The organism is Legionella stuttgartensis (assembly GCF_977063405.2).
The window spans coordinates 16,662-39,788 of record NZ_CDRUHA020000055.1 but is presented as its reverse complement, the minus strand read 5'-3'; the positions used below and the strand labels follow the sequence as shown (position 1 = coordinate 39,788).

The following is a 23,127-nucleotide window of genomic DNA, read 5'->3' as shown; positions in this document are numbered from 1 at the left end:
ATTTATCTATAACCCATTCTAATTGATAGAACCGATTACTTCATGCAACGAGATTTGCGGTCTATAGGACAGTCACATTTGAGCAATACTATTATAGATAGTCCCAATTTATGAGGAAAATGATGCATACATTACGAACTTTTTTCGCCATTGTCCTCCCGAAGGAAACTCAGGTTGGTCTCTCAGCTGATTTAAAGATGTTACATCATATTATTCCTTCAGAGTACATTCGCTGGGTTCATATAGAAAAAATGCATATTACATTACAGTTTCTCGGGAACTTACCGCAAGAGCAGTTGATGGCTGTGACTAAAAGCGTAGACGCTGCAATAAAAAATGTCCCCGCATTTCAACTCGAATTCGGTCCTTTTGAATGGTTTCCAACATTACGTCATCCTAAGATTCTTTCATTGTCCGTTCAACCCCAAGTTACTTTAGCGAAGTTGGCTGATACAATTGGGAGTGCGCTAATTGGTTTAAATATTCCAATTGAAACACGCCCATTTCGCGGACACATGACCATGGGACGATTGATTCGGAGGGGAATGCGCTATGAATTGTTGGAGACCATAAAAAAACCAACGATTCCCGCAATCACGGTTAATAAGATCCATCTTATAGAAAGTAGAGCAGAAAAGGGTGGGCAAAATTACTATCCATTGGCTGAGTTCAAACTAGCCTCGGTTTAGCTTACGCATTCATCCAAGCTTTAAGTTACAACCCCACACTTAGCCATAAACAGACAACAAATACTCCATGACTGCACGTAATCCCATGGCTTCTCCGCCTTCGGGTCTCCCAGGTTTACTTTGCTCATTCCATGCCATAATGTCAAAATGTACCCAAGGGGTTGTTTTGGTGATGTATCGTTGGAGAAATAATGCTGCGATAATCGCTCCACCATAAGGGTAGTCACTACTATTGGTCATATCAGCAATAGATGAGCGCAGAAATTTTTCATAAGCTGCAAATAACGGGAGTTGCCATACAGGATCAGCCGCTTTATGGGAGGCCTTGATTATTCCCGCGGCTAAAGATTCATCATTGGTAAAAAATGCTGATATTTCAGTTCCTACAGAAACACGAGCTGCGGAGGATAAAGTGGCAAAGTCAATCAATAATTCAGGCTCTTCTTCACAAGCTCTTACTAAAACATCGGCTAAAATCAGACGTCCTTCCGCATCTGTATTATCGATTTCAACACTTAAGCCATTACGCATAATTAAAATATCACCTGGTCTAAAAGCATGAGGCCCAACAGCATTTTCCACTGCAGGGATAAGTAAATGTAAACGAATAGGTAAGTTTCGTTTCATAATCCAGTAAGCAAGACCTATTGCATGGGCTGCTCCGCCCATGTCTTTTTTCATGATGCGCATCCCGTAGGGAGATTTCAGATTCAATCCTCCAGTATCGAAACAAACCCCTTTGCCAATTAAGGTGATGTGAGGATTTTTTTCATCACCCCAGGTTAAGGAGAGCAGGCGTGGTTCTGATTGGGAGGCACGGCCAACTGCATGAATGGCGGGATAATTAGCCTGTAACAATTCATCGCCAATCCATTGTTCGAATTGTGCATTATGTTCGGCGGCTAATGCGTCCACCGTATTTGCCATTTCTTTAGGTCCCATATCACTCGCGGGCTGATTGATTAGATCACGTACTAAAAAGTGAGCTTGGGCTAAAAGGATTAAATCAGAAAGTATTGGGGGTTCAACTACTAAGACACGAGGAGGAGGAGCGTCTTTTTTGTATTGTTCAAAACGGTATTGCGCTAACGCCCAATATAAAGCTGCTTCCTGAGAACAAGGTTCTTGCAGTTGATAATGGTTTGCTGGTAATAAGAGAGCTGCATGAGCCATCGCTAATATTTGCGGTTCATTACCAGTCCCTACATAGACTTTCTCTAATAAACCCTCGGTATTATGAAATAAGCAATATTCGCCGATTGCTCCATTAAATTGAGTTTGGACAAAATAATTACGCTCTGCTGGAGTTAAGGTCGTATTTTGGTTCTGTAATTGCTTCGGAGATATTAAATAAAGTGGAATAGAGTTGACACGATTGATTGTATAAAAAAGCTCAGCGTGCATGTCATGTTCTCAAGTAAAAGTAAAATGATCTTTAAACTGATAATTAATTATCAGTTCTGGATTGTTTTTTGTCAAAGAGCAGTGGAATGCATTTGCAAAAAAGATGTTTGCCAAGTAGATTTGGCTTAGAATAGTGCATTATAGCCTGGGTGCGGTAAAGTGAAATTCGTGTATTGCTTTGCTGCACCCAGGCTACATTTTTGTAACGTATACAAACCGGTTTTATTGCTTAAATCTTTGGTATATTCCGACTAAATCAGCTTCACCGATAACATGTCCAGTCATGGCATTCAAAACTAAATCTCGTGTTGTACCATCACCTAGATTTAATACGGTATCTAAAGCGTATAATTTAAAATGATAGCTATGAGCAATTCCAAAAGGAGGACAAGGACCTCGATATCCTAAACCATCCCAACTATTTTTTGCATTTGCGGCTCCAGAAGGAACTGGGCTTCCAGCTTCTAAATTTTTTACATTGGGAGGTATATTAAATAAAATCCAGTGCGTCCAGATGCCTTCAGGAGAATCTAGATCGTCTACAACCAGCGCAAACGATTGTGTTTTGGGTGGGATGTTACTCCAAGCTAAAGGTGGAGATTGATCTGCTCCAGTACACGTATAAGGATCTGGAATTAGCGAATTCATTTTAAAGTCTGGACTTTTTAAGGTGAGTGAATGGGCAACATTATTGTATTGAAACAGAGAAAGGACTAAGAACAAAAGGAGAGAATATTTTTTCATAATATTTTTTACTCCGACTTATCTTTATTTAAAAAAACTAGATAATAAAGTATGGCACTAAAATCATCTAGATAAAAAAGAACAAATAATAGTGTAGTATTTTTTACCTGCAATTGAGGTAATTCCTGAGGTATAATGGAAGTAACAATAGGGATATAAAATGACCAATGAATGTGTTATTGATTTGATCGTGGCAAAAAAAGAAAAATCATTTATTGTTTTTGAAGACGAGCATTTTATAGCCTTTCTGGACTCTCGACCTCTTTTTCCAGGCCATACATTGTTAGCCCCTAAAATGCATATTAAAACATTTTATGAAGTACCTGAGGCTCAGGTCGCCCCCCTTTTTTTACTCACGCAAAAACTGGGAACCGCTGTTGAGAAAGCGATGGGCGCGGCAGGAAGTTTCATTGCAATGAATAATTCAATTAGCCAAAGCATCCCTCATCTTCATATACACATTGTTCCCAGAAACAAACACGATGGACTTAAAGGTTTTTTCTGGCCGCGAACTAATTATAAGGACGAAGCAGAGATGCTTGAAGTGCGAGAAAAAATTAGTCGGCAGTTAGACAAACACACACTCCAAAAATAGCATATTTAATGGTTTTTAAAGTTCATAACACAACTCATTTGTTGCTTTGTAATGTACTTGTTTTGTTTGGGCGCCTTGTTTTTTTAATTGCATAACCAATGATTTATTATTAAAAGTTCCCACCCATTTTTTAATCTTGGAAACAGGCCATCGGTGTTTATTAATGACCTCACCATTGCTATCCAATTCTTTTACCACAAGGGTTCTTGGTAACTTAAAAGGTAAAGCCTCTTCGTTCAAAATGAGAATGGCTAAAAAGATGCGTAATGAATAAAAAGAGGGTTGAAAGTCGCCACTTCGATGATTAATATTTTTTAAAGTCGTGCATTTGGAATTGGTAAATTTTATATTCCCAGCAGTTTGACATTGCGCTTTATTTTGAGGCTTGCCAGTCATTTGAAAATGTTTAGGAGCACTGATATTGGGGCGAGTTTCCCTGGCGAACCATACACGCCCGTCCATATCAACTAAAAAACGTAGGGTAGGGTCTTCATTCCTAAACCGCTTTTCTTCAAGTAATTTTTCTAAAGTGGATAAAGACTCAATAAAATAAGTACATTCTTCATGATGAACTTTATTAATCAAGTGAAAACAATTAGAAAAGTCTGGTGCTACGGAAAAAAACTCTTCATGGAGTTTAGAAGAAAACAACATACAGCATACCTCTTATTCCTTTTCCTTTGGCTAGATTGCAAAATTTAAATATTCCTTAGAGTCAACCTAAGGATGGGGGCTGATTTTTTCATTCTTGCTTTACAAGGTCAATAGTATATTATTGATTTTAGTCCCAAAACGGATTCAGTTCTGAGTTTCAATAATATTAGGGATAACCATGTATTTTCTCTCATTTATAATACTAGGATGGTTTACGATGACTTCTAATTTATCAGCAGCTGATACACCACTTCATGACAATGCATATGATTATTCATTTCATACATTACGCGGGCATGATTCCCTTCCCTTGTCATCTTTTAAAGGGAAGGTGTTAATTGTTGTAAATACGGCGTCAAAATGTGGTTTTACTCCGCAATATGCACGCTTAGAAAAACTTTATGAAACCTATAAAGATAGGGGTTTAGTTATACTTGGAGTTCCTTCAAACGATTTTGGTGGTCAAGAGCCGGGTACTGAGGAGGAAATTGCTAGTTTTTGCCAAGTTAATTATGGTGTAACTTTTCCGATGGCGGCGAAAGAAGTGGTTTCAGGAAAAGATGCGCATCCTTTTTATCTTTGGGCTAGACAGAAATTAGGGTTTGGCACGGCACCAAAATGGAATTTTCATAAATATCTTATTAATCGTAACGGCGAGCTTATTGACTATTTCTATTCAACTACATCTCCAGAAGCGGGAAGATTAGTCAAAGTTGTTGAGCAAGCGCTTGATGAAAAGGCCTGATTTAAAGCGATGTAGTGAAACCTGGAATTGAAATTAGAGTCTATCAAGAGGTAAATCATGATGGTACTAAGATAAGACTATTTTTTGATATTTCCTCTCTGCCTACTGCCCGCGACGTGTTCGCGGGATCCAGTAAATTACCCCGCTGCATATCCTCCCGCAACAGCGTTATACACTTGCACGAGACTATCGAGTAATTGAGCCTTTTGTTGAATTAAATTTAATTTACTTCGGTCAAGATTTATTTTTGCATTGATCACATTGCGATAATCTCTTGCCCCTGCTTTATATTGGGCTTTTGCAATAGCATATGCTTTTTGGGCTGCCAAATATCCTTTTTGTGTTTGTATGTAAGATAAATTGTTTTTTTGCTCGTTTGTAAGAGCATCATCAACATCTACGAATGCAGAGTGAAGGGTTCCAAGGTAATCATAATAAATTGCTTTGAATCCAGCCTTGGCTGCTTTGATGTTTTGATAGGAACTGGCATTGAGAATTTTTGTTGATGCAGCTGCTTCAGCAATCCAAATGTTAGTACTCAATTTTAAAATATGGGTTAAATCAACAGATGCCCCGCCAATTAAACTAGTCAGGGCAATCGTTGGGAAAAATGCAGAATAGGCGACTCCAATTTGCGCTTGCGCCATTCTCAAGTTATTTAAGGCGATCATAATGTCAGGACGATTTTTTAATACTGCTGAAGGTAAGGATTTAGGTATCAGATGACTTGTATTTAAAGAAAATAAGCTACGATGAGTAGTAATAGGCCCTGGATTTTGATTCAATAAGAGGCGAATTGTATTTTCACTTTGTGCTGCGATATTTTCAATTAGAGGAATATTTGCTTCCTCTTGGGCAATCTGTTGATCTAAATTGGTGATGGCTTCGATATTACTGGCGCCTTTTTTGAATCGAATTTGTTCGAGCTGACGTAGTTTCCGCAAATCGCCACTCAGAGCTTTTTCTACGGCCAATTGTTCTCGTTGACTCAAGAGCATAAAGTACGTACCGCTCATTTGGCTAATAATACTTAATTTTATTGACTGGGTTTGCGCTTCTTCCATGGCTAAAGAGGCTTTTGCCGCCTTAATATTACTAATATTATTTAAGATATTTAAGGTGTACCCTGGAACAAATCCGGCGTTGTATCCTCTAAATCTCAGATTGGAAATGTTTCCAAAAAAAGGATTATTTGCTAATTGGCCTTTGGGTGTAATATGAGTATTCCAAGTTCCACCTGTAAACCCAGTACCGCTTCCATCTAGAGTGGGTATCCAGGCATATTGAGCCGCTTTAAGTTGGGCTTGTGCTTGCTCAATTGTCGCATAGGAACTTCTAATCGAATCATTACAGGCTAAGGCTTGGGCCATAAGTTGATTGAGCTCTGGATCATGCAACTTTTTCCACCACGCAAAACGACTTAAATCAGCTTGGTTATTGAGGTATTTTACTCCACTACGCGTACTTTTAGGATAACTCACCTTTTCATGAATAATGCAGTTTTTGCAACATCCTCCAAGTATTATGGCAAATAGATTGAGCAAGATAATTTTTAGTTTCATAATTGGGCCAATTTTAAATAAATTTAATTAGTCGAGCTTTGTTCTAAATATTTTTCCTGTCAAAAGAATCAAAACAAAAGAGATTAACAAAATAGGTAAAATATTTGGGATAATTTGAACGAGTGTGTTGCCCTTTAGTAAAATTCCGCGGGCAATTCGGACAAAGTAGGTCATAGGCAGGCAGTATCCTATGAACTGAGCCCATGTCGGCATGCCATAAAAAGAAAAAATATAACCCGATAAAAACATAGAGGGTAATTGATAAAAGACACTCAATTGCATCGCTTGCATCGGCATCTGGGCGATGGTAGAAAAAATCATGCCAACCATTAAATTAGCGATAATAAATGGCGCGACGGCTATGTAAAGCAAAAGAATGCTTCCTTCGGTAGGAATATGAATTAATAACTTGCCAAAAATGAGTATGCTTGTGAGTTGTAAATAACCTAACACAATGTAGGGGATCACTTTACCAAGAATGATCTCCAATGGTTTTAATGGAGTACTTAAGAGCATTTCCATAGTGCCAGATTCTTTTTCTGAGGTAATCGCAGTTGACGTCAGCATTACCATGGTCAGGGTTAGCAACACACCAATTAAGCCAGGAACGATATTATAAGAACTTGTATTGGATTCGTTATAAAGTCGGTGAATGGTGAGATTAACGCTTCTATCTGAATGCGTTGGAGAGGGTGAGCCTAAACCTTGTTGATTGAACGTATTTAGGGTTCGATTCAATATAGGCAGTGCATTGCTAAGTGCACTGGCACTGCTTCCTGGATCGGAGCCATCGATTTCAACCAGTAACTGGGGATTTTCTTTACGAATGTACTTCCGCGTAAAATTGGGAGGAATAGTAAAAGCGAGACTTATTTTTCCATTCGCGAAATCTTGATTCTTTTTATGTTCATCTAATAGTTCGTTCGTTATTTTAAAATAACCTGAAGCTTCAAGTGCGCTGACATAGCTTCGAGTCAGTGGTGTGTTATCATAACTGATGATGGTAGTAGGCAGGTGCTTTGGATCGAATTGAATGGCAAAGCCAAAGAGAATAAGTAGCATAATGGGTAAAATAACGAGCATCGCAATGGTACCATGATCTCGAGTGACAAGAATAAATTCTTTACGTATTAACCCACCAAGACGGGTTAGAGATATTCCTTGTAATAGACCTTTATAGTTCATCGCATTAATCCGATAAAAACCTCTTCAAAAGAAGGTGTGCTCTCTGTAAATGAACGATCGCTGTTTTCTTGAATGACTTTATCCAATAAATCAGGATCGCGTGATGAAATTCGCAATTCATTATTTACAATTGAAGCTAATAGCTTTGGGTATGAATCAAGCAATTGTTCCATTAATTTATTTTGCTCTTTTCTATCAACTTCTAAGATATATGTTTTAACTTTTGACTGCGGAATTAAATCTTTTGTGCGGCCTGTATATAATAATTTCCCTAAATTAATGTATGCCAGATCAGTGCACTTTTCGGCTTCATCCATATAATGGGTAGTTACCAGAATTGTGGTGCCGTCGCGTGAGGAAATCTTATGCAAATAATCCCAAAATTCTTTACGTGCTTTTGGATCAACGCCAGCTGTAGGTTCATCCAAAAATAATAATTGAGGTTTATGCAGCAAACTGCATGCTAAGGCCAAACGCTGTTTCCATCCCCCCGATAAATTACCTGCTTGTACTTTTTGATAGTCTGTAAGCCCGAGTTCTTGAATCATTTCTTCTATTGCTTGATCGCAATTTTTTACTTGAAAAATATCGGCAATAAAGCGGAGGTTTTCATGAACAGTCAATCCCGTATAAAAACTGAATTTTTGAGGCATATACCCAGTGCGTTTTTTTATCTCATCACTTTGGGTTTTTATATCATATCCAAGACAGGCCCCTTCTCCATCTGTGGGCGTTAAAAGACCACAGATCATCCGGATCGTTGTTGTCTTACCACTACCGTTTGAGCCCAGAAAACCAAATATGGAGCCTTTTTCTACTTGTAGGTTAATGTGATCGACTGCCACTTTATTATCGAATTTTTTTGTTAATTGTTTCACATCAATTACAAAATCACTCATCAAGCTAATTCCAAAGTCACCGGTTGCCCGAGATGAATTTTTTCTAGATCAGGACAATCGATTTTGGCTTCGATTCTGAATACAAGGCGTTGACGTTCCTCGCGAGAATAAATAATAGGGGGAGTGTATTCAGCAATATTTGAAATAAAGAAAATATGCCCCTCAGCAAAATTTTCATTGTGATCGGTCTTAATCTTAACGTGCTCATTAAGGCTCAATTGAGAAAGCCGTTCTTCAGGAACGAAAAATATAGCTTTAATATTGTTTTTGGTAATTAAGGAAAGCACAGGCGCACCTGCTTGGACAAACTCGCCGCGTGTGTAATACGTATCAAATACAATTCCCAAATCCGGTGCAAAGTTCTCTTTGCGCGTCATCTGCCATTTTTTGTCGGCGGTATCTACCTGATTGTTCTTGAGTCTAAAATCAATATCATTAAGTTGCTCTTTTGAAATGTTTAAATCTCGTTGAGCTGCATCAAGATCATTTTGGCTTGCTGCATTTTGCTTACGCATTTCCAGGGTACGCCGATAGTTGATTTCATTGTAATTGAGTTGGGTCACTATTTGTTGACGTTGAGCAAGCAGATCTTTTTGGGTTAGTTTGCTCATTTTGACATTAAAAAGTTCACTCGTTTGTTCGAGCTTGAATAGAAATTGATTTGTTTTGACTAACTGTCCTTTTAATACAGCTAAATCGGTTAGTCGACCGCCAAAATCCGCCGACAAATAGACTAGATCCGTATCAATATATCCACTAAATATCTTATTTTCTTTTTCGCAGGCTGTGAGCAATAAAAGAGTCAAAGCAGCGAGCAGCAGTTTATGCATTTCAAACCCATCCTGAGCTTTATTACGAACTGCTGAAACATCAGCAGATATGCAATCTTGGGGTATTTAAGTTATGTATATTAAGCCCAAGAATTCTATGTGTCAAAAAGAGTTGTTCATTTGATGAGTGACTCAATTTATGATGCAGATATCCCTCTTTATTTATGGCGGTGATACTATTTGACCTACGCTTAGTAACATGTTAAACAACAACCCGGCATTAAGTCACTAAGTGTTTAAAAACCCCAAGGAGTATCTGATGAATTTTAAATCGTTTTTTTGTCTAACAATTGTAGCTTCTTCTTTATTAGCCCAGTCTGTCTATGCTGAGCAAAAAACAATTTCTTATAAAAATGAAAGAGGATCAATTTTAGAGCTTAATATCTTGGCAGATAATAAAATTGAAGGTTATTTCACCACCGCAGTTGCTTCTAAAACGTGCCCACAAGCAATTAATCAAAAAAGACCGATTATTGGTTATATGGTTGGTAATGCGCTATCGTTTAGTGTGGTTTATCCAATGTGTGAATCGGTATTGAGTATTAGTGGTCATTTTGATAAAAACCAGCAAGCCATTGACACCATATCCATACTTAGCAAGCAAGCAAGCGACATTACTCACGAAGGTCCCGGAGCGCGTTTTATTGTCCACGATTCTTATAAAAAAATAGGGTAATTCATAAACCCGTATTTAAGAGCCTGGGCAAAACAGTATTGACTCAGGCCTTTCCCCTTAACTGCAGACATATCATCTAACTCCAGAACGAATCAATCTTTAATCTTAGTGATGCCTATTACTAATAAAAATTGGGCGGCAAAATAGAGAAACATGATTAAGATCGGCATGAGTTTATTATCCGTTAATACAAATAAGTTTAATGACAAAACAAAATCAGAGAGTAAAAAAAGACTCGCTCCAGTCCTTATCAATAGCGAGTGTTGTTTTACTTGAAAGGAACAAAATACCATTAAGGTCAGCAGGCATAGATAAATGGCTACTGGTATTTTCATTTCCCCAAGATAAGGAAATAAAAAGTAAAAACTTATTAGGACAAAGACTAAAACGGGTAAAAAGAAAAGCAAATTTTTTCTTTGAAATCGCATGTTCTTTAAAAAGATACTAATGTACATGCAATGGGCGCCCATAAATGCCAAGATTCCTAGATGCAATGCAATCTTCATGGGAAGAGTCAAAAAGATATCACCGATTAGTGAAAAGCCTAAGGCACAAAGTAGTAAGATTTTTATGGGTCTTGAGGGATTGGTTTGGACGGTAAATAACATCAGTAAGGCAATGGGAATTGCTTTGAATAAGGTGGTCAAAGGATATTGAATAAAAGAGAGTAGCAAAAGGTAAAGTAGCATACTGAGTAAAATAAAAAGTATCGTTATTTTAAATGGCTGGCCTAGCATATAAAAGTCCTTATTATTCAGTGATCTCTTGTCATTTCTAGTATACATACTCTTTGCCCATCTCTTTAAAATTTTGTTTATTGAGACAAACTATGGTTTAATAAAGCGCTCTTTGTGTTTTATGAGACCTAATTATGAAAAAAATAATCTTACTTTTACTCATTACTTCTATTTTTTCAGTTGGACATGCCAGTAAGCTTAGTAAATTTTTAAAACAAATGGATGAGGAAGATAGGGCCCGTCAAGAACGAGAATGGCAACAAGATATGAATTTTGGTGATTTTTCATTTCGTTTAGATAGACGGTATAGCGATGATCATGGGCAACGTTGTCGTGATTATAAGTTTAGATCGCGCAGCAATCCTTTTCGCCATGGATATTACACTGTTTGTGATGAACGCTAAGCGCTAACCAATTTACAGGAGATAAAAGTGTTACGAACCTTTTCTCCTAGTCACCGTAGTTAATTCTTCACTATTCTGATGTGCATTTCATGAATTAAATGGATAAATTAATTACATATCCTACAATAACATCATATAGACCTAAATCTTGCTTTAGCGATGCAATTCAACTTTAAGGATGCATTTATGAGTAAGTCTATGACGATACTGCTCTTCTTGGTGGTTGCTTCTTGTGGTTATGCTAACATTGCCAATAATATCTTATTAAGCAGAACATCTGAACAGAAAACACAAATTCTAAGTGGAATAATCAATGCAGCAGGAGAGCCGTGTATTCCTAAGGAAGCTTTTTATCAGGGGGTGGATCTTAATGATGCTGCCTATTGGAATATTGACTGTTCTTATGGTCAATCATTTGTCATTCAAATCGCTAATGACGCTGCTGCGACAACAACAATAATTCAATGCAGTGCGATGAAATCATTAGGGGTTCAGTGCTTTAAGAAATTTGGTTTTTAAGTGAAGATTTCAATCAAGAGCTACGAGTAAAAAATTTACCATGGATGGATGGGGTAAATATTGATGGAGTTGAGAGGAAGCTGGTTGTATACTCCATAAAAAGAGGTATTAATTATATTAGTGAATAAAAAAAGGATTTTTTATGGCGCAAACAGTAGAACATCGTGTTATAAATTTAATTTCAAGAACTCAAGAAATCCCTGCTGAAGAAATTGATTTGGATCAATCAATCGACCAAATTGTTCCTCGTTCTCTGGATTTAGTTAATTTATTTTTTGACTTGGAGGATGAGTTTGATCTTGATATTCGTAATGACATCCATAAAGAAAAAACAATCCGTGAAATCGCACTTGATATTAAACAATTAATTGCGAAAAAAAATTAAGTGAAAATGAAGTTCTCTTTAATAAATTATTAGCACTGTTTCTTTAACTCGACTTTAGTCTTTTAAAAAGAAAACCTATCCCTCTCCAATAGAAAAAAGAAAAATAAATCAAAAATTTATGCATCTAAGCACTATTTTGCACATTTACTCATTGTCATTGTTCTAAATTAAATTTAGAATGCCTTTTTTATTATGAGTAGACCAAAATGACATCAGTATTATCATTTTTAGGAATGAAAGACAAAGAGCCCTATACTTCAATGTCTGAACTGGGTATTAACAGTGATCTCAGTAAGTTGCAATTGGAATCACAAAATTATTTTACCATTGCAAAAGGAGCTCAGGCTGCTGATTTTAACGTACTTGGTGTAGCTATTAAAGAAGGGGAGCATTTCCAAACAAACACTAAAGCTCATATCGATTTTTTAAAGAGATGTACTGCGCTTGTTAAAGAAAAATCCACGCAACTGAAGAGTATTGATCACAAAATCATAGGAAGTGTGGTCTTTGGTGCAGCAGCAACTGCCTTATCGTTCCTGCCAGTAGTGGGCTTTTTAGGTTGGATAGGCTGGGGGGCGGCCGCTTATTTTATCCAACAACGTGCTATTGCATATACTCAATATCAAGAGTCATTAGCTCTTTTAGTGGGGGCATGTAATTGGAGTCTTGGTGAAGGTGTGAATCAACGCCAAAGCATTATTAGTAATTTGACTACGAATGAATCAGTACGAGATATGATGGCTGTGCTTTATCCTGTTCTTACTGAAAAACAAGTAAAACATCTCATTGCGGATGATATTGAAGAGAAATTTGCTGAAGAATTACGAGAATATGAAAAAAGATATCAATTAGGTTTCAATCCAAGTCAATTCTTTTCTAAAACAGATGATACCATTGCATTAAGTAAAAAAGGTGCAGAATTTAGCCGTTGTATTTACGGCTATAATAAAGGTGGTTTTACTGATTTTCTTGATGCCATTGTATCCGTCCTTCCCGATTTATATAGAGCAGCACTTCATGGTTGTCAAAAACTACAATACTGGTGGCAGGAGAAGAGTCATTCAGTAGAGAAAGAAGAAACACATGATCACCACGTTCCGACCACTTTAACTAACAAATAGATAATTATGCATCACCCTAAAGTTCTGGTTTACATTCGGACTTTAGGGCAATAAATAATATAAGTATTCATGTGGTTTTTCTTTACGACAAAAGATGACCATTATTTTCTTTTTTATAGCCTATCTTATTGATATTTCTATGTTTTTTATCACTATTGCGCGCGAAAAGCGTGATTTTTAATTCGAGCATACATTTGTCGTATGTATATGGTTTTATGATTGCAACTTGAAAATGAGGAGGAAAAATGGAGCTTAAGATAGAAGCAAGGGAGGATGCGGATGTTTTTATATACGGTAAAATGGATCCCAATGAAACGAACAGAATGCTTTTATCTAAGGTAAGTCAAAATATTAAGCCTGATAGCTTCTCAAAAATTGCTAAGTTACAACACAGTGGCGCGAAGCTATGGTTAATCCGCGATAGTCGGGTGCCTGGCTTACTTACAGTTCAATCGATTAGCTGGAATAAAGAATTCTCATTCTGGGGAATTAATGAACCTGAGCGATATATGCTATCAAATCACTATGGATGGATTTTAAATAATTCGCTTCCGGACAGCGATGCATTTCTTGCAGTAGTAGATTCAGTGGGGGGCTTTATCGATATGACTGAAGATAAAGCGAAGCCTCATCTTCCTGGATTATTAAAAATTCTTTCTGAGAATGGATATGATGTAGAAAATAGAGTTAACCCGAAAGTTGGGGAACAAACACAATTAATAGGATATACAAGCTACCATATCGATCTTTTGCCACCAAAACGAGAAGATTCGAGTCCCAAGCTGGAATCTACGGAAGTTTGTTTACCAGAAGGGCTCATTATGGCACTTTCTTGCCCAATTACGCTATTAAAAACAGGGCAGATGAAAGTAATGAAGGACCCAGTGACCCGAGTTATTGATGGTATTTCCTATGAGCGTGGCTATTTACTGGAAAAATATCCTGATTTGCAAGAAGGAACGGATTTTTATCCCAATATTAGGCTCAAAGCAATTATCAACTATATCTCTGCAACTTCTTTGAAGCCAGAAGACTATTGGGCGAAATTACAGAAAATAGATGAAGATATTAAAGATCCAATATTTTTGGAAACCCTGATAGAACCTGTTTTAAGTCCTAGCGGTCATTCCTATGAGAAAAAATCTATCGAGGAATGGATAAAAAAGAAACAAGTTGATTTGCCCACAGTGAGTAATATACTTCCAATTCCTGATCCAACGACTGATGAGAATATCAGAGGTAAACCTCTTATTCTTAATAAAAATTTAATGTTATTTATTAAGGCTTGGCCAGCTTTTTACGAGGACCAAGAGTTCCAATTGGCAATAACCCTCTCCAAAAATAATTTATCATGAGGTACTACTCTTTTCTCAAAGGCAGAAAAAAGTACTATGAATAATATGGTAGCCTGGGTTGCAGCGCAGCGAAACCAAGGGAAAATTGATTATCTACTCCCAAGTTTCGCTGCGCCGCACCTCAGGTGTTATTCTGTAAATAGTTATGAATAAATAATACGTGCGAGTTCAGCACCTAGGCGTGCATTGTTTTTAATTAAAGCAATGTTGGCAAGCAAACTTTTTCCTTGGGTGAGCTGAGCTACTTCGGCTAAGAGAAAAGGAGTTAATGCTTTTCCTGATATGTTATTTTGTTCCGCTTTTTGTATCGCATTCATAATTACTGGTTCAATTTCCTGAATTGGGATATTAAATTCAGTAGGAATTGGATTGGTGACCAAGACTCCTGATGACATGCCTAAATCCCAATGCGCTGTTAATATATGAGCAAGGGTTGATACATCATCTACCCAGGTTGATAAGGGATAGTGGGTTGCATCGGTATAGAACGCGGGTAGTACCTTCGTGCGATAACCAATGACTGGTACACTCATCGTTTCTAAAAATTCTAAGGTACGTGGCAGGTCCAGTATAGCTTTTGCACCTGCACAAATCACGGCAATTGGTGTTCTGGAAATTTCAATGAGATCAGCCGAAATATCTTGAGCATCGCCTCGATGAACCCCGCCAATTCCTCCAGTAGCGAATAATTTAATACCGGCTTTAGTAGCACAAAATAAGGTTGCAGCAACCGTGGTTCCGGCAGAGTGTCTATTGGCCACTATAAAAGGTAAATCGCGTCGGCTTGCTTTCAACACCTCTTTATTGTTTGCAAATTGCTGCAATTCATTAGCTGTTAAACCAATTTTAATTGTTCCATCAATCACAGCAATTGTTGCGGGCGTGACATCATGTTCGCGCACAATTTGCTCTACTGCTAGTGCGGTTTCATAATTATCAGGATAAGGCATCCCATGGGAAATAATTGTGGACTCTAATGCCAGTATCGGTTTTTTATGCTCGAGCGCTGTTTTTACTTCTGGGGAATAATCAAAAAATTGTTTCATGATGAGTTTCTCTTACTGAATGGTTTAATTGAATATTTTTTAATGCTTCATAATTAATTTGTTCATTGACGGTGTGGCACGATTGTACGGTTAAAGCCGCCATTGCTGCCCCTGTATGGCAGGCATCAATAATTGATTTGTTCTGTTTCAATTCATAGAGGATCCCTGCAATGAAAGCATCGCCTGCTCCACTGACATCGACTATTGGATCGATAAAAAATGCTGGAACATGTTTTTGAACGGTTTCATTAACAATTACATAACCAGATTTTCCCAAACTGATAATGCAATTCCTAACCCCTTTATCTAACAACAATTTTCCTGCTCTGATGCAGTCAGCAACTGAATGAATACGGGTATGGGTCAATGCTTCTGCTTCAAAACGGTCTGGTTTCAACAGAAAAACATTCTCTAAGGAAGATGGTAATTTTTGGGCTTTAATCACTGAAACCGGATCAATGCATAACTTAATATTTTGGATGCCTGCTATTTGAATTGCATATTCAATGATTGTATGAGGTAAATTGGTATCTAGAAAAATAATTTCTTCATTAGTCCATTCTTGCCACGATTGGGTGAATTGGTCATATGGAACATGATCAAAAATTTCCATGTCGGCTAAAGCAAGAATTAATTCTCCATCTTTATCGAGAAGAACATCATAGTGCGCTGTGGGTTTATTATGAATTGTAAGGATATTTTGGATTCCTATACCCATATTCTTTAAATGTGCAATTGCCTGCAGTCCATCATTATCTTGGCCTACTACACTGTAGATATGAACATTGTTCGTCAACAATGCAAGATTTTTTGCTACATTATGAGCAACACCGCCAAATGTTGAGATGGATGTAACGGGGTTGGATGTCCTCAATTGCAATTGATGAAGTGAGGTTAATTTCCGATCAATGGTTATGCCGCCAATACATATTATTTTTCTATTCATTAATGGGTCAATAAAATGTTTTGAGTCAAGCATCATAGCATGAGAACAGCTGAGTTTCCTGAGGGATAAGAATTAATGATTCTTGTGCTATTCTTTTCTAATGTCGATTGCAATAGACAAAATCTATAATTTGTAAAAAAAGTTTTCTAATATAAACCGTTTTGCAGATTACTTTTATGAATTTATAAGGAAAAAATCATGGGACTTCTCGTTGATGGTCAGTGGCATGATGTTTGGTACGATACTTCTAAAACAGGAGGGGCGTTCAAACGAGAACCCACCCAATTTCATTCCGCGATCAGTAATGAATCCAATGCTCGATTTCCTGCTGAAAAAGGACGTTACCATTTATACGTATCTCTTGCTTGTCCCTGGGCCCACCGGACTTTGATTTTCAGAAAACTTAAAAAACTGGAAGACTATATTGATGTTTCTATAGTGCATCCGCATATGCTTGAAAAAGGTTGGGAGTTTAAAAAAGAAATGGGTGCTACTGGAGATACCCTTTATGGATTGAACTATTTATACGAACTTTATGTTAAGGCAGATAAGAAATACACAGGTAGAGTTACTGTCCCTGTTTTATGGGATAAAAAGGAAAAAACCATTGTTAGTAATGAATCAGCGGAAATTATTCGTCAGTTTAATCAGGCATTTAATCATTTAACAGGGGATAATCAAGATTTTTACCCTGCATCTCTGCGTGCGGAAATTGATGTACTAAATGACCGAATTTATAATGCCATTAACAATGGAGTTTATCGTTGTGGATTTGCGACAACTCAAGAGGCCTATGAGGAGGCATACATCCAATTATTTCTTTTACTTGATGAACTGGATGGACGCTTACGTAACCAAAAATATTTACTGGGTGAGCAGTTAACTGAAGCGGACTGGCGATTTTTTACCACGTTAATTCGTTTTGATGCGGTATATTACAGTCATTTCAAGACCAATCAGCAGCGAATTAGTGATTATGAAGCGATACAGCCTTATTTAGAAAGACTTTATCATCATCCTGGAATACGCGGCACTGTAAACTTTTTACATATCAAGCAACATTATTATTTTAGTCATAAAACCATAAACCCAACACAAATCGTACCTTTAGGACCAAAACTAAAGTTTGATTCTTGATAATTGTTGCTGCAATGATACCCATAGGTTGGGTCCATTTTGAGCTGAGTGGGTTAATCAATGTCAGTATTAATGATTCCCTTTTTCTCTAAATTGAAGTCTAATTCCGCTTAATTGATGTCATTCCCGTGCAGGGGAATGACACTATATATAGACAATTTGTGTCTAACACATTGAGATGGAATCAATTTGGCGCATTGTTCCTGTTTGCTAGATCTTTTTTCACCCAATTAATTAATCCACCATCAATAAGCAGTTCAATTTGACGTTTGGACAAGGTTTGTGCTACCTCAATTTCTTTATCATTAATTTTTATTTTAAATGATTCTTTGTCCAGAATGTCTGGTAAGTCCTGGATTTCAACAACATCATATAGATGGATTTCATCGTAATCCTTAGTGTTTTTGAAAACCAAAGGTAAAATGCCAAAATTAATCAGATTTTGCCAATGGATGCGCGCAAAACTTTTTGCAATGACTACTCGTAAACCTAAATAGCGAGGAGCTAAAGCTGCATGCTCTCGGCTAGAGCCTTGACCATAATTTTCTCCACCTATAATCGCATGGCCCATTTTATGTGTTTGAGTACGTTTCGCGTAATCAGGATCGACATGACCAAAAGTAAATTCACTAATTTTAGGTATGTTACTACGGTAGGGAAGAACCTTTGCACCAGCAGGAGAGATTTCATCAGTTGAAATATTATCTTCTACTTTGAGTAATACGGGTACTTTTAATGAATGAGGTAATGGTTCAAATTCTGGCAAAGTTACGATGTTTGGGCCTTTCACTAGTTCAATTTTTTTTGCTTCTTCTAAAGGCAACGGTCCTTCAAAACATGCTGGATTTAATATCCTTTGCTTGGGTATTTTTATTTCTGGATAGGGCATGTCCAATGTTGTGGGATCAGTAATCACTCCTGTCAATGCAGACGCCGCTGCAGTCTCTGGGCTGCAAAGAAATACCTTATCTTCCTCTGTACCCGAACGTCCCGGAAAATTTCTAGGTACGGTTCGTAAGCTATTTTTGTCTGTTGCAGGTGCTTGTCCCATCCCAATGCACCCATTGCATCCTGCTTGATGGATGCGCGCTCCCGAATGAATAAGACTTCCTAAATAGCCATCGCGTACCAACTCTTCTAAAATGGTTCGCGAAGATGGATTGATGTCAAATGATACATTGGGGTGTATCGTCTGACCTTTGACTATTTCAGCAGCAATTGCAAAATCACGATATCCTGGGTTCGCAGAGGAACCAATATAGGTTTGATAAACCTCTTCGCCGGCTATTTCGGCTACAGGGACTACATTACCTGGGCTAGTAGGCTTTGCAATGAGGGGTATCAATTTAGATAAATTGATTTCTACGTGTTCATCATAGGAAGCCTTGGGATCTGCGGTTAATTCCATCCAGTCTTTTTCACGACCTAGACTTAGTAAAAATTCTTTGGTGATTTCGTCTGAAGGAAAAACGGTAGTCGTTGCTCCTAACTCCGCGCCCATGTTAGCAATTACATGTCGGTCCATGGCAGTTAAGTGTTTTAATCCTTCTCCATAATATTCCAAGATGTAGCCTACCCCACCTTTAACATTATAACGTCGCAGCATTTCTAGAATGACATCTTTTGCACTGACCCATTTAGGTAAGGAGCCTGTTAAATGAATACCCATAACCTTGGGCATTTTTATATACAGCGGGTAGCCGGCTATAGCCAGTGCGACTTCGAGCCCACCCGAACCAATGGCAATCATTCCCAAAGAGCCAGCGGCACAGGTATGGCTGTCGGAACCTGTTAGTGTTTTACCCGGTTTTCCAAAGTTTTGCATATGTACTGCATGACTAATGCCATTTCCAGGCCGGCTAAAATAAAAACCAAATCTTCTTGCTGCACTTGCAAGAAAAAGATGATCGTCAGGATTTTTATTGTCTTCTTGAATTAGATTGTGGTCGACGTACTGAACGGATATTTCGGCTTTAGTTTGTTCAAGTCCAATGGCTTCCAATTCAAGCATGACCAGAGTTCCTGTAGCATCTTGACACAGAGTTTGATCAATTTTTAAGGCAATTTCCTTACCGGGTTCCATTTTGCCTTCTAGAAGATGTGCTTTGATGATCTTTTCTGTTACATTCATCGCTAAATCCTCCTTGAGAACAGCTGATTGTTAAAATATAGCACAATGGAATAAATAAACTTGCGAGAACAAGATATGAGTTATAGATTGGAAAAAAGTCAGAAGGATGCTGCGAAATCCATTTTGTGACCTTCCAAAGTATGAACTAGACTTCAAATTGAGATCGTTTGGAGAATAAGGCAATGAACTATGATGATCGATATCAAGCAGGCCGTGTTCTAGTGGATTCACTAAAGGATTACGCGAAACGGACAGATGTAATCGTGTTGGCATTACCTCGTGGCGGTGTTCCTGTTGCCTACGAAATTGCAAGTAAACTCTCGCTTCCACTTGATATTTTTATTGTTCGTAAGCTTGGCGTCCCGGGACATGAAGAGTTGGCTATGGGGGCTATTGCTTCTGGCGGAATAACTGTTTTTAACGAAGAGATAGTCAATTCCCTGCATATATCAAAAAAAGCGATTAGTACTATTCAAAAGTCAGAACAAGAAGAATTATCACGACGTGAATTGGTTTATCGTGGTAAGAAACCGTTCCCTGAGTTAGCAGGAAAAACTGTAATTCTTGTGGATGATGGTATTGCGACAGGCTACACCATGAGAGCTGCAATTGCCGCATTGAAACAGCGAAATCCAGCAAAAATTATGGTTACAGTGCCAGTTGCCGCACGTTCGACTTGTGATGAAATCGCCCCTTTAGTTGACGAGATTATTTGCCCAATGCGCCCGGTTAATTTTTATGCTGTAGGATTGTGGTACAATGATTTTTCACAAACAACCGACGATGAAGTGATGCAATTATTGCAAAAAAGCTAAGCATTACTAGGAAAAATATATCAAACTTAATACCTTCACATCGAGCATGGAGAGATCTTTGGATCTCTTTAATTGTCAATATACCCTAATAAACAGTAAAATTTTACGATTGCAAAAATGAGGGGCAAGAGATGAACGATTTAACCAATAGAATTATTTTAGTTACCGGAGCTTCCAGTGGAATTGGTCAGGCGTGTGCTCGGTTGTGTGCACAGCATGGAGCTCGGTTAATACTCTGTGCTCGACGAGTCGAACGTCTTGAAGCTCTAGCAAAAGAGTTGACTCAGCTTTATGGAGAGGAACATTACGTATTGCCTTTAGATGTATGTGATCCTGAGCAAGTTAAAAAACAATTGGGTTCTTTACCTGGCTCATGGCAATCTGTTGATGTATTAATTAACAATGCAGGGTTAGCTTTAGATACTTTGCCTTTGCAAAAGGGAATTGAAGAACATTGGGATATCATGATTGATACCAATATTAAAGGACTACTCTATGTCAGTCGTACTTTGATTCCTGGTATGTTGGAGCGAGGTCGTGGTCATGTAGTAAATATCAGTTCCGTGGCTGGTCATGAATGTTATCCCAATGGGAATGTTTATTGTGCGACGAAACATGCTGTACATGCTCTTTCAAAATCAATGAGATTGGATATGTTAGGTAGCCCTGTTCGAGTTACTGAAATTGCTCCGGGTGCAGTAGAAACTGAGTTTAGTGAAGTACGATGGAATGATAAACAAAAGGCAAAAGAATTTTATCAAGATTTTCAACCTTTATTAGCTGATGATATAGCTGATGCGATACTGTATTGTATTACTCGCCCACAACATGTGGATATCGAGGAAATGACGATTATGCCTACAGTACAAGCTTCTGCGAATCATTTATCGAGAGATAAGAAATAAGTAAATTTTGTGCAAAAATTACACAGCCATTACCTTCAATGGTCTATTATTTATACATATAGGTGATGACTAATCCTGGCTGAACCATTTAATAGTTTCAGATTGGGAGGTTGTGTTGGAGTGTGGTGAGCAAGCCTATGTACCTAGTAGGAAGCCTAAAGCACTCCATAAACCTCCAGAGTGAATCACGTAAGAGGCTCAGGATACAGGAAGTCGTCGCCTGTATTTCTAAGTAAAAATCCCAATAATTTATAATAATATTCATTTTGATTAAATTATATACATATCGTATACTTAAGCTACAGAAATTAGAGTTCTAATAAAGGCCAGGAGGCTATTATGAAAAAACTAATTATTTCCGTAGTCTTAAGTACACCGCTTTTCTTAACAGCTCTACCTGCTTTTTCGGCTCTACCCTCTGCTCTTGAGAATCCAGCATTGAGGAAAGATGCTGCTGTAGTTAAAAATAATTTACCCAAAGCAACCAATTACGCCTATTGGTATCGATGGCATCACTGGAACAGATGGCATCATTGGCACCATGGGTAAATTTTTATGTTAAGTCTCTAAGTTTTCACTATCGAGGACGAGATCATGAACAGATTAATGCTTATTTTAATGGTATCAGGGATCACATTTTTAGTCACAGGGTGTGTTACGGAGCGTGTTTATTATAATCCATCCTATACTAAGACTTATTATACCCCAGCGTACAAGACTCCAGCCTACACTTATTCGGCCAGTTATCATACTAGTCCTTATTGGGATGTAGATTATTATAATGATAGCGATGCTTATTATTATGGTTATAACGATTTAGGTGATGTTGGGTATTGGGGTATGTACAATACCTATCAGGTTTATTAATTACATCTTGGTTTTTCTAAGGTGTCAGATCCTCGTGTTTAGGTGCGAGGATCTATTGATTTCATCTACTTTTAACTAATTTAAATGAAATTGGGTTTTTAAGTGTTACTTCACATTCAAAAAACTCCCTAAAAATTAGGGAGTTCATTTGAATTATTCTTTAGCTCGAGAAACGTACTCCCCTTTGCGAGTATCTACTTTAATTAACTCTCCAGTTTGTACAAATAAGGGAACACGTACTACAGCCCCTGTTTCTAAGGTAGCTGGCTTTCCACCACCTCCAGAGGTATCACCTTTTAATCCTGGATCTGTTTCAGTAATAGCTAAAATCACAAAATTAGGTGGTGTCACTTGGATTGGTTCATTATTCCAAAGGGTAACGATACAAATATCCTGCTCTTTTAACCATTGGGCCGCATCTGCGAGTACTTCTTGGCTTAAGGCATATTGTTCAAAATTCTCAGGAACCATAAAATGCCAGTGTTCACCATCATTATAAAGATATTGCATTTCCACATCGGCAACGTCAGCAGAAGGTAATGTTTCATTTGATTTGAACGTGCGTTCTACAACTCGACCTGTTTTCAAGTTACGGATTTTAATGCGAGTAAAAGCTTGTCCTTTTCCTGGTTTTACAAATTCACAGTCGAGAATGCTGCATGGGGCGTCATCAACCATTACTTTCAAGCCATTTTTAAATTCATTGGTGCTATAAATTGCCATTAGTGCTCCACAGTTGAGATTTTGCTTGGTTTTAGTTAAAGTTCGCACAGTTT

General features: G+C 37.7%; 26 protein-coding genes. 14 read left to right on the top strand and 12 right to left on the bottom strand.

Annotated elements, in window-relative coordinates:
• Positions 1-119: 119 nt before the first annotated feature.
• On the top strand, positions 120-689 hold the full coding sequence (gene thpR / locus ACWTEW_RS13215; protein WP_454782109.1) for an RNA 2',3'-cyclic phosphodiesterase: 570 nt from the start codon (positions 120-122) through the stop codon (positions 687-689).
• A 39-nt stretch (positions 690-728) separates the two neighbouring features.
• On the opposite strand, the gene ACWTEW_RS13210 is transcribed toward thpR, so the two are convergent.
• Both ACWTEW_RS13210 and ACWTEW_RS13205 read right to left on the bottom strand, forming a co-directional pair.
• The gene (locus ACWTEW_RS13210) at positions 729-2,093 is read right to left on the bottom strand and encodes a leucyl aminopeptidase family protein (protein WP_454782108.1); all 1,365 of its coding nucleotides are present in this window, start codon (positions 2,091-2,093) and stop codon (positions 729-731) included.
• Positions 2,094-2,315: 222 nt separating this feature from the next.
• Complete coding sequence (locus ACWTEW_RS13205) at positions 2,316-2,837, bottom strand: YbhB/YbcL family Raf kinase inhibitor-like protein (protein WP_454782107.1); 522 nt, start codon at positions 2,835-2,837, stop codon at positions 2,316-2,318.
• Between the two features lie 160 nt (positions 2,838-2,997).
• On the opposite strand from ACWTEW_RS13205, the gene ACWTEW_RS13200 reads away from it, so the two are divergent.
• Positions 2,998-3,432, top strand: coding sequence for an HIT family protein (locus tag ACWTEW_RS13200; RefSeq protein WP_454782106.1), 435 nt, complete (start codon positions 2,998-3,000; stop codon positions 3,430-3,432).
• Positions 3,433-3,447: 15 nt separating this feature from the next.
• Here the strand turns inward: ACWTEW_RS13200 and ACWTEW_RS13195 are convergent, their stop codons facing one another.
• On the bottom strand, positions 3,448-4,086 hold the full coding sequence (locus ACWTEW_RS13195; protein ID WP_454782105.1) for a hypothetical protein: 639 nt from the start codon (positions 4,084-4,086) through the stop codon (positions 3,448-3,450).
• A gap of 217 nt (positions 4,087-4,303) precedes the next feature.
• Here ACWTEW_RS13195 and ACWTEW_RS13190 point away from each other — a divergent pair, with 217 nt between their 5' ends.
• Positions 4,304-4,831 carry a glutathione peroxidase gene (locus tag ACWTEW_RS13190; protein WP_454782104.1) on the top strand — a complete coding sequence of 176 codons (528 nt, stop codon included), beginning with the start codon at positions 4,304-4,306 and terminating at the stop codon, positions 4,829-4,831.
• Positions 4,832-4,968: 137 nt separating this feature from the next.
• Here the strand turns inward: ACWTEW_RS13190 and ACWTEW_RS13185 are convergent, their stop codons facing one another.
• From ACWTEW_RS13185 to ACWTEW_RS13170, 4 genes are read right to left on the bottom strand one after another with little or no spacing between them, the layout of a single operon-like run.
• Positions 4,969-6,393, bottom strand: coding sequence for a TolC family protein (locus ACWTEW_RS13185; protein ID WP_454782103.1), 1,425 nt, complete (start codon positions 6,391-6,393; stop codon positions 4,969-4,971).
• Between the two features lie 27 nt (positions 6,394-6,420).
• Positions 6,421-7,578: an ABC transporter permease gene (locus ACWTEW_RS13180; protein WP_454782102.1), complete on the bottom strand. Its 1,158-nt coding sequence runs from the start codon at positions 7,576-7,578 to the stop codon at positions 6,421-6,423.
• Positions 7,575-8,477, bottom strand: a complete 903-nt coding sequence (locus tag ACWTEW_RS13175; RefSeq protein WP_454782101.1) for an ABC transporter ATP-binding protein — start codon at positions 8,475-8,477, stop codon at positions 7,575-7,577. The genes ACWTEW_RS13180 and ACWTEW_RS13175 overlap by 4 nt, the downstream gene beginning before the upstream one ends.
• Positions 8,477-9,307 carry an HlyD family secretion protein gene (locus tag ACWTEW_RS13170; RefSeq protein WP_454782100.1) on the bottom strand — a complete coding sequence of 277 codons (831 nt, stop codon included), beginning with the start codon at positions 9,305-9,307 and terminating at the stop codon, positions 8,477-8,479. The genes ACWTEW_RS13175 and ACWTEW_RS13170 overlap by 1 nt, the downstream gene beginning before the upstream one ends.
• 259 nt (positions 9,308-9,566) lie before the next feature.
• Here ACWTEW_RS13170 and ACWTEW_RS13165 point away from each other — a divergent pair, with 259 nt between their 5' ends.
• Positions 9,567-9,983: an avidin/streptavidin family protein gene (locus ACWTEW_RS13165; protein ID WP_454782099.1), complete on the top strand. Its 417-nt coding sequence runs from the start codon at positions 9,567-9,569 to the stop codon at positions 9,981-9,983.
• Between the two features lie 92 nt (positions 9,984-10,075).
• Here the strand turns inward: ACWTEW_RS13165 and ACWTEW_RS13160 are convergent, their stop codons facing one another.
• Entirely contained in the window at positions 10,076-10,720 is a 645-nt protein-coding gene (locus ACWTEW_RS13160) for a lysoplasmalogenase (RefSeq protein ID WP_454782098.1), read from the bottom strand.
• Positions 10,721-10,854: 134 nt separating this feature from the next.
• On the opposite strand from ACWTEW_RS13160, the gene ACWTEW_RS13155 reads away from it, so the two are divergent.
• The 5 genes from ACWTEW_RS13155 (at position 10,855) to ACWTEW_RS13135 (ending at position 14,504) form a co-directional block, all read left to right on the top strand.
• Positions 10,855-11,124 carry a hypothetical protein gene (locus tag ACWTEW_RS13155; protein WP_454782097.1) on the top strand — a complete coding sequence of 90 codons (270 nt, stop codon included), beginning with the start codon at positions 10,855-10,857 and terminating at the stop codon, positions 11,122-11,124.
• Positions 11,125-11,310: 186 nt separating this feature from the next.
• On the top strand, positions 11,311-11,643 hold the full coding sequence (locus ACWTEW_RS13150) for a hypothetical protein (RefSeq protein ID WP_454782096.1): 333 nt from the start codon (positions 11,311-11,313) through the stop codon (positions 11,641-11,643).
• Positions 11,644-11,785: 142 nt separating this feature from the next.
• A complete protein-coding gene (locus ACWTEW_RS13145; RefSeq protein WP_454782095.1) occupies positions 11,786-12,028 on the top strand; it encodes an acyl carrier protein in 243 nt (80 codons plus the stop codon).
• 206 nt (positions 12,029-12,234) lie between these two features.
• Entirely contained in the window at positions 12,235-13,149 is a 915-nt protein-coding gene (locus tag ACWTEW_RS13140) for a hypothetical protein (protein WP_454782094.1), read from the top strand.
• Between the two features lie 245 nt (positions 13,150-13,394).
• On the top strand, positions 13,395-14,504 hold the full coding sequence (locus tag ACWTEW_RS13135; protein ID WP_454782093.1) for a U-box domain-containing protein: 1,110 nt from the start codon (positions 13,395-13,397) through the stop codon (positions 14,502-14,504).
• A gap of 143 nt (positions 14,505-14,647) precedes the next feature.
• On the opposite strand, the gene ACWTEW_RS13130 is transcribed toward ACWTEW_RS13135, so the two are convergent.
• Both ACWTEW_RS13130 and ACWTEW_RS13125 read right to left on the bottom strand, forming a co-directional pair.
• Positions 14,648-15,553 (bottom strand): pseudouridine-5'-phosphate glycosidase, encoded by a 906-nt coding sequence (locus ACWTEW_RS13130; protein WP_454782327.1) that lies wholly within the window; start codon positions 15,551-15,553, stop codon positions 14,648-14,650.
• Complete coding sequence (locus ACWTEW_RS13125) at positions 15,534-16,496, bottom strand: carbohydrate kinase family protein (protein ID WP_454782092.1); 963 nt, start codon at positions 16,494-16,496, stop codon at positions 15,534-15,536. The genes ACWTEW_RS13130 and ACWTEW_RS13125 overlap by 20 nt, the downstream gene beginning before the upstream one ends.
• Before the next feature lie 198 nt (positions 16,497-16,694).
• Here ACWTEW_RS13125 and ACWTEW_RS13120 point away from each other — a divergent pair, with 198 nt between their 5' ends.
• Positions 16,695-17,633: a glutathione S-transferase family protein gene (locus ACWTEW_RS13120; RefSeq protein ID WP_454782091.1), complete on the top strand. Its 939-nt coding sequence runs from the start codon at positions 16,695-16,697 to the stop codon at positions 17,631-17,633.
• A 184-nt stretch (positions 17,634-17,817) separates the two neighbouring features.
• Here ACWTEW_RS13120 and ACWTEW_RS13115 read toward each other — a convergent pair whose 3' ends face one another.
• Positions 17,818-19,764, bottom strand: coding sequence for an aconitate hydratase (locus tag ACWTEW_RS13115; RefSeq protein ID WP_454782090.1), 1,947 nt, complete (start codon positions 19,762-19,764; stop codon positions 17,818-17,820).
• Between the two features lie 182 nt (positions 19,765-19,946).
• On the opposite strand from ACWTEW_RS13115, the gene ACWTEW_RS13110 reads away from it, so the two are divergent.
• From ACWTEW_RS13110 to ACWTEW_RS13095, 4 genes are all read left to right on the top strand, one after another.
• Entirely contained in the window at positions 19,947-20,579 is a 633-nt protein-coding gene (locus tag ACWTEW_RS13110; RefSeq protein ID WP_454782089.1) for a phosphoribosyltransferase, read from the top strand.
• Positions 20,580-20,710: 131 nt separating this feature from the next.
• Positions 20,711-21,484 carry an SDR family NAD(P)-dependent oxidoreductase gene (locus ACWTEW_RS13105; RefSeq protein WP_454782088.1) on the top strand — a complete coding sequence of 258 codons (774 nt, stop codon included), beginning with the start codon at positions 20,711-20,713 and terminating at the stop codon, positions 21,482-21,484.
• A 339-nt stretch (positions 21,485-21,823) separates the two neighbouring features.
• Positions 21,824-22,033 carry a hypothetical protein gene (locus ACWTEW_RS13100; protein WP_454782087.1) on the top strand — a complete coding sequence of 70 codons (210 nt, stop codon included), beginning with the start codon at positions 21,824-21,826 and terminating at the stop codon, positions 22,031-22,033.
• A 45-nt stretch (positions 22,034-22,078) separates the two neighbouring features.
• The gene (locus ACWTEW_RS13095) at positions 22,079-22,351 is read left to right on the top strand and encodes a hypothetical protein (protein ID WP_454782086.1); all 273 of its coding nucleotides are present in this window, start codon (positions 22,079-22,081) and stop codon (positions 22,349-22,351) included.
• Positions 22,352-22,504: 153 nt separating this feature from the next.
• On the opposite strand, the gene efp is transcribed toward ACWTEW_RS13095, so the two are convergent.
• Positions 22,505-23,074: an elongation factor P gene (efp, locus tag ACWTEW_RS13090; RefSeq protein WP_454782085.1), complete on the bottom strand. Its 570-nt coding sequence runs from the start codon at positions 23,072-23,074 to the stop codon at positions 22,505-22,507.
• Positions 23,075-23,127 lie beyond the last annotated feature (53 nt).

Coding starts and splice junctions, on each gene's coding strand:
- thpR (WP_454782109.1), top strand. CDS start 120: ATGATGCATACATTACGAACTTTTTTCGCCATTGTCCTCCCGAAGGAA.
- ACWTEW_RS13210 (WP_454782108.1), bottom strand. CDS start 2,093: ATGCACGCTGAGCTTTTTTATACAATCAATCGTGTCAACTCTATTCCA.
- ACWTEW_RS13205 (WP_454782107.1), bottom strand. CDS start 2,837: ATGAAAAAATATTCTCTCCTTTTGTTCTTAGTCCTTTCTCTGTTTCAA.
- ACWTEW_RS13200 (WP_454782106.1), top strand. CDS start 2,998: ATGACCAATGAATGTGTTATTGATTTGATCGTGGCAAAAAAAGAAAAA.
- ACWTEW_RS13195 (WP_454782105.1), bottom strand. CDS start 4,086: ATGTTGTTTTCTTCTAAACTCCATGAAGAGTTTTTTTCCGTAGCACCA.
- ACWTEW_RS13190 (WP_454782104.1), top strand. CDS start 4,304: ATGACTTCTAATTTATCAGCAGCTGATACACCACTTCATGACAATGCA.
- ACWTEW_RS13185 (WP_454782103.1), bottom strand. CDS start 6,393: ATGAAACTAAAAATTATCTTGCTCAATCTATTTGCCATAATACTTGGA.
- ACWTEW_RS13180 (WP_454782102.1), bottom strand. CDS start 7,578: ATGAACTATAAAGGTCTATTACAAGGAATATCTCTAACCCGTCTTGGT.
- ACWTEW_RS13175 (WP_454782101.1), bottom strand. CDS start 8,477: ATGAGTGATTTTGTAATTGATGTGAAACAATTAACAAAAAAATTCGAT.
- ACWTEW_RS13170 (WP_454782100.1), bottom strand. CDS start 9,307: ATGCATAAACTGCTGCTCGCTGCTTTGACTCTTTTATTGCTCACAGCC.
- ACWTEW_RS13165 (WP_454782099.1), top strand. CDS start 9,567: ATGAATTTTAAATCGTTTTTTTGTCTAACAATTGTAGCTTCTTCTTTA.
- ACWTEW_RS13160 (WP_454782098.1), bottom strand. CDS start 10,720: ATGCTAGGCCAGCCATTTAAAATAACGATACTTTTTATTTTACTCAGT.
- ACWTEW_RS13155 (WP_454782097.1), top strand. CDS start 10,855: ATGAAAAAAATAATCTTACTTTTACTCATTACTTCTATTTTTTCAGTT.
- ACWTEW_RS13150 (WP_454782096.1), top strand. CDS start 11,311: ATGAGTAAGTCTATGACGATACTGCTCTTCTTGGTGGTTGCTTCTTGT.
- ACWTEW_RS13145 (WP_454782095.1), top strand. CDS start 11,786: ATGGCGCAAACAGTAGAACATCGTGTTATAAATTTAATTTCAAGAACT.
- ACWTEW_RS13140 (WP_454782094.1), top strand. CDS start 12,235: ATGACATCAGTATTATCATTTTTAGGAATGAAAGACAAAGAGCCCTAT.
- ACWTEW_RS13135 (WP_454782093.1), top strand. CDS start 13,395: ATGGAGCTTAAGATAGAAGCAAGGGAGGATGCGGATGTTTTTATATAC.
- ACWTEW_RS13125 (WP_454782092.1), bottom strand. CDS start 16,496: ATGAATAGAAAAATAATATGTATTGGCGGCATAACCATTGATCGGAAA.
- ACWTEW_RS13120 (WP_454782091.1), top strand. CDS start 16,695: ATGGGACTTCTCGTTGATGGTCAGTGGCATGATGTTTGGTACGATACT.
- ACWTEW_RS13115 (WP_454782090.1), bottom strand. CDS start 19,764: ATGAATGTAACAGAAAAGATCATCAAAGCACATCTTCTAGAAGGCAAA.
- ACWTEW_RS13110 (WP_454782089.1), top strand. CDS start 19,947: ATGAACTATGATGATCGATATCAAGCAGGCCGTGTTCTAGTGGATTCA.
- ACWTEW_RS13105 (WP_454782088.1), top strand. CDS start 20,711: ATGAACGATTTAACCAATAGAATTATTTTAGTTACCGGAGCTTCCAGT.
- ACWTEW_RS13100 (WP_454782087.1), top strand. CDS start 21,824: ATGAAAAAACTAATTATTTCCGTAGTCTTAAGTACACCGCTTTTCTTA.
- ACWTEW_RS13095 (WP_454782086.1), top strand. CDS start 22,079: ATGAACAGATTAATGCTTATTTTAATGGTATCAGGGATCACATTTTTA.
- efp (WP_454782085.1), bottom strand. CDS start 23,074: ATGGCAATTTATAGCACCAATGAATTTAAAAATGGCTTGAAAGTAATG.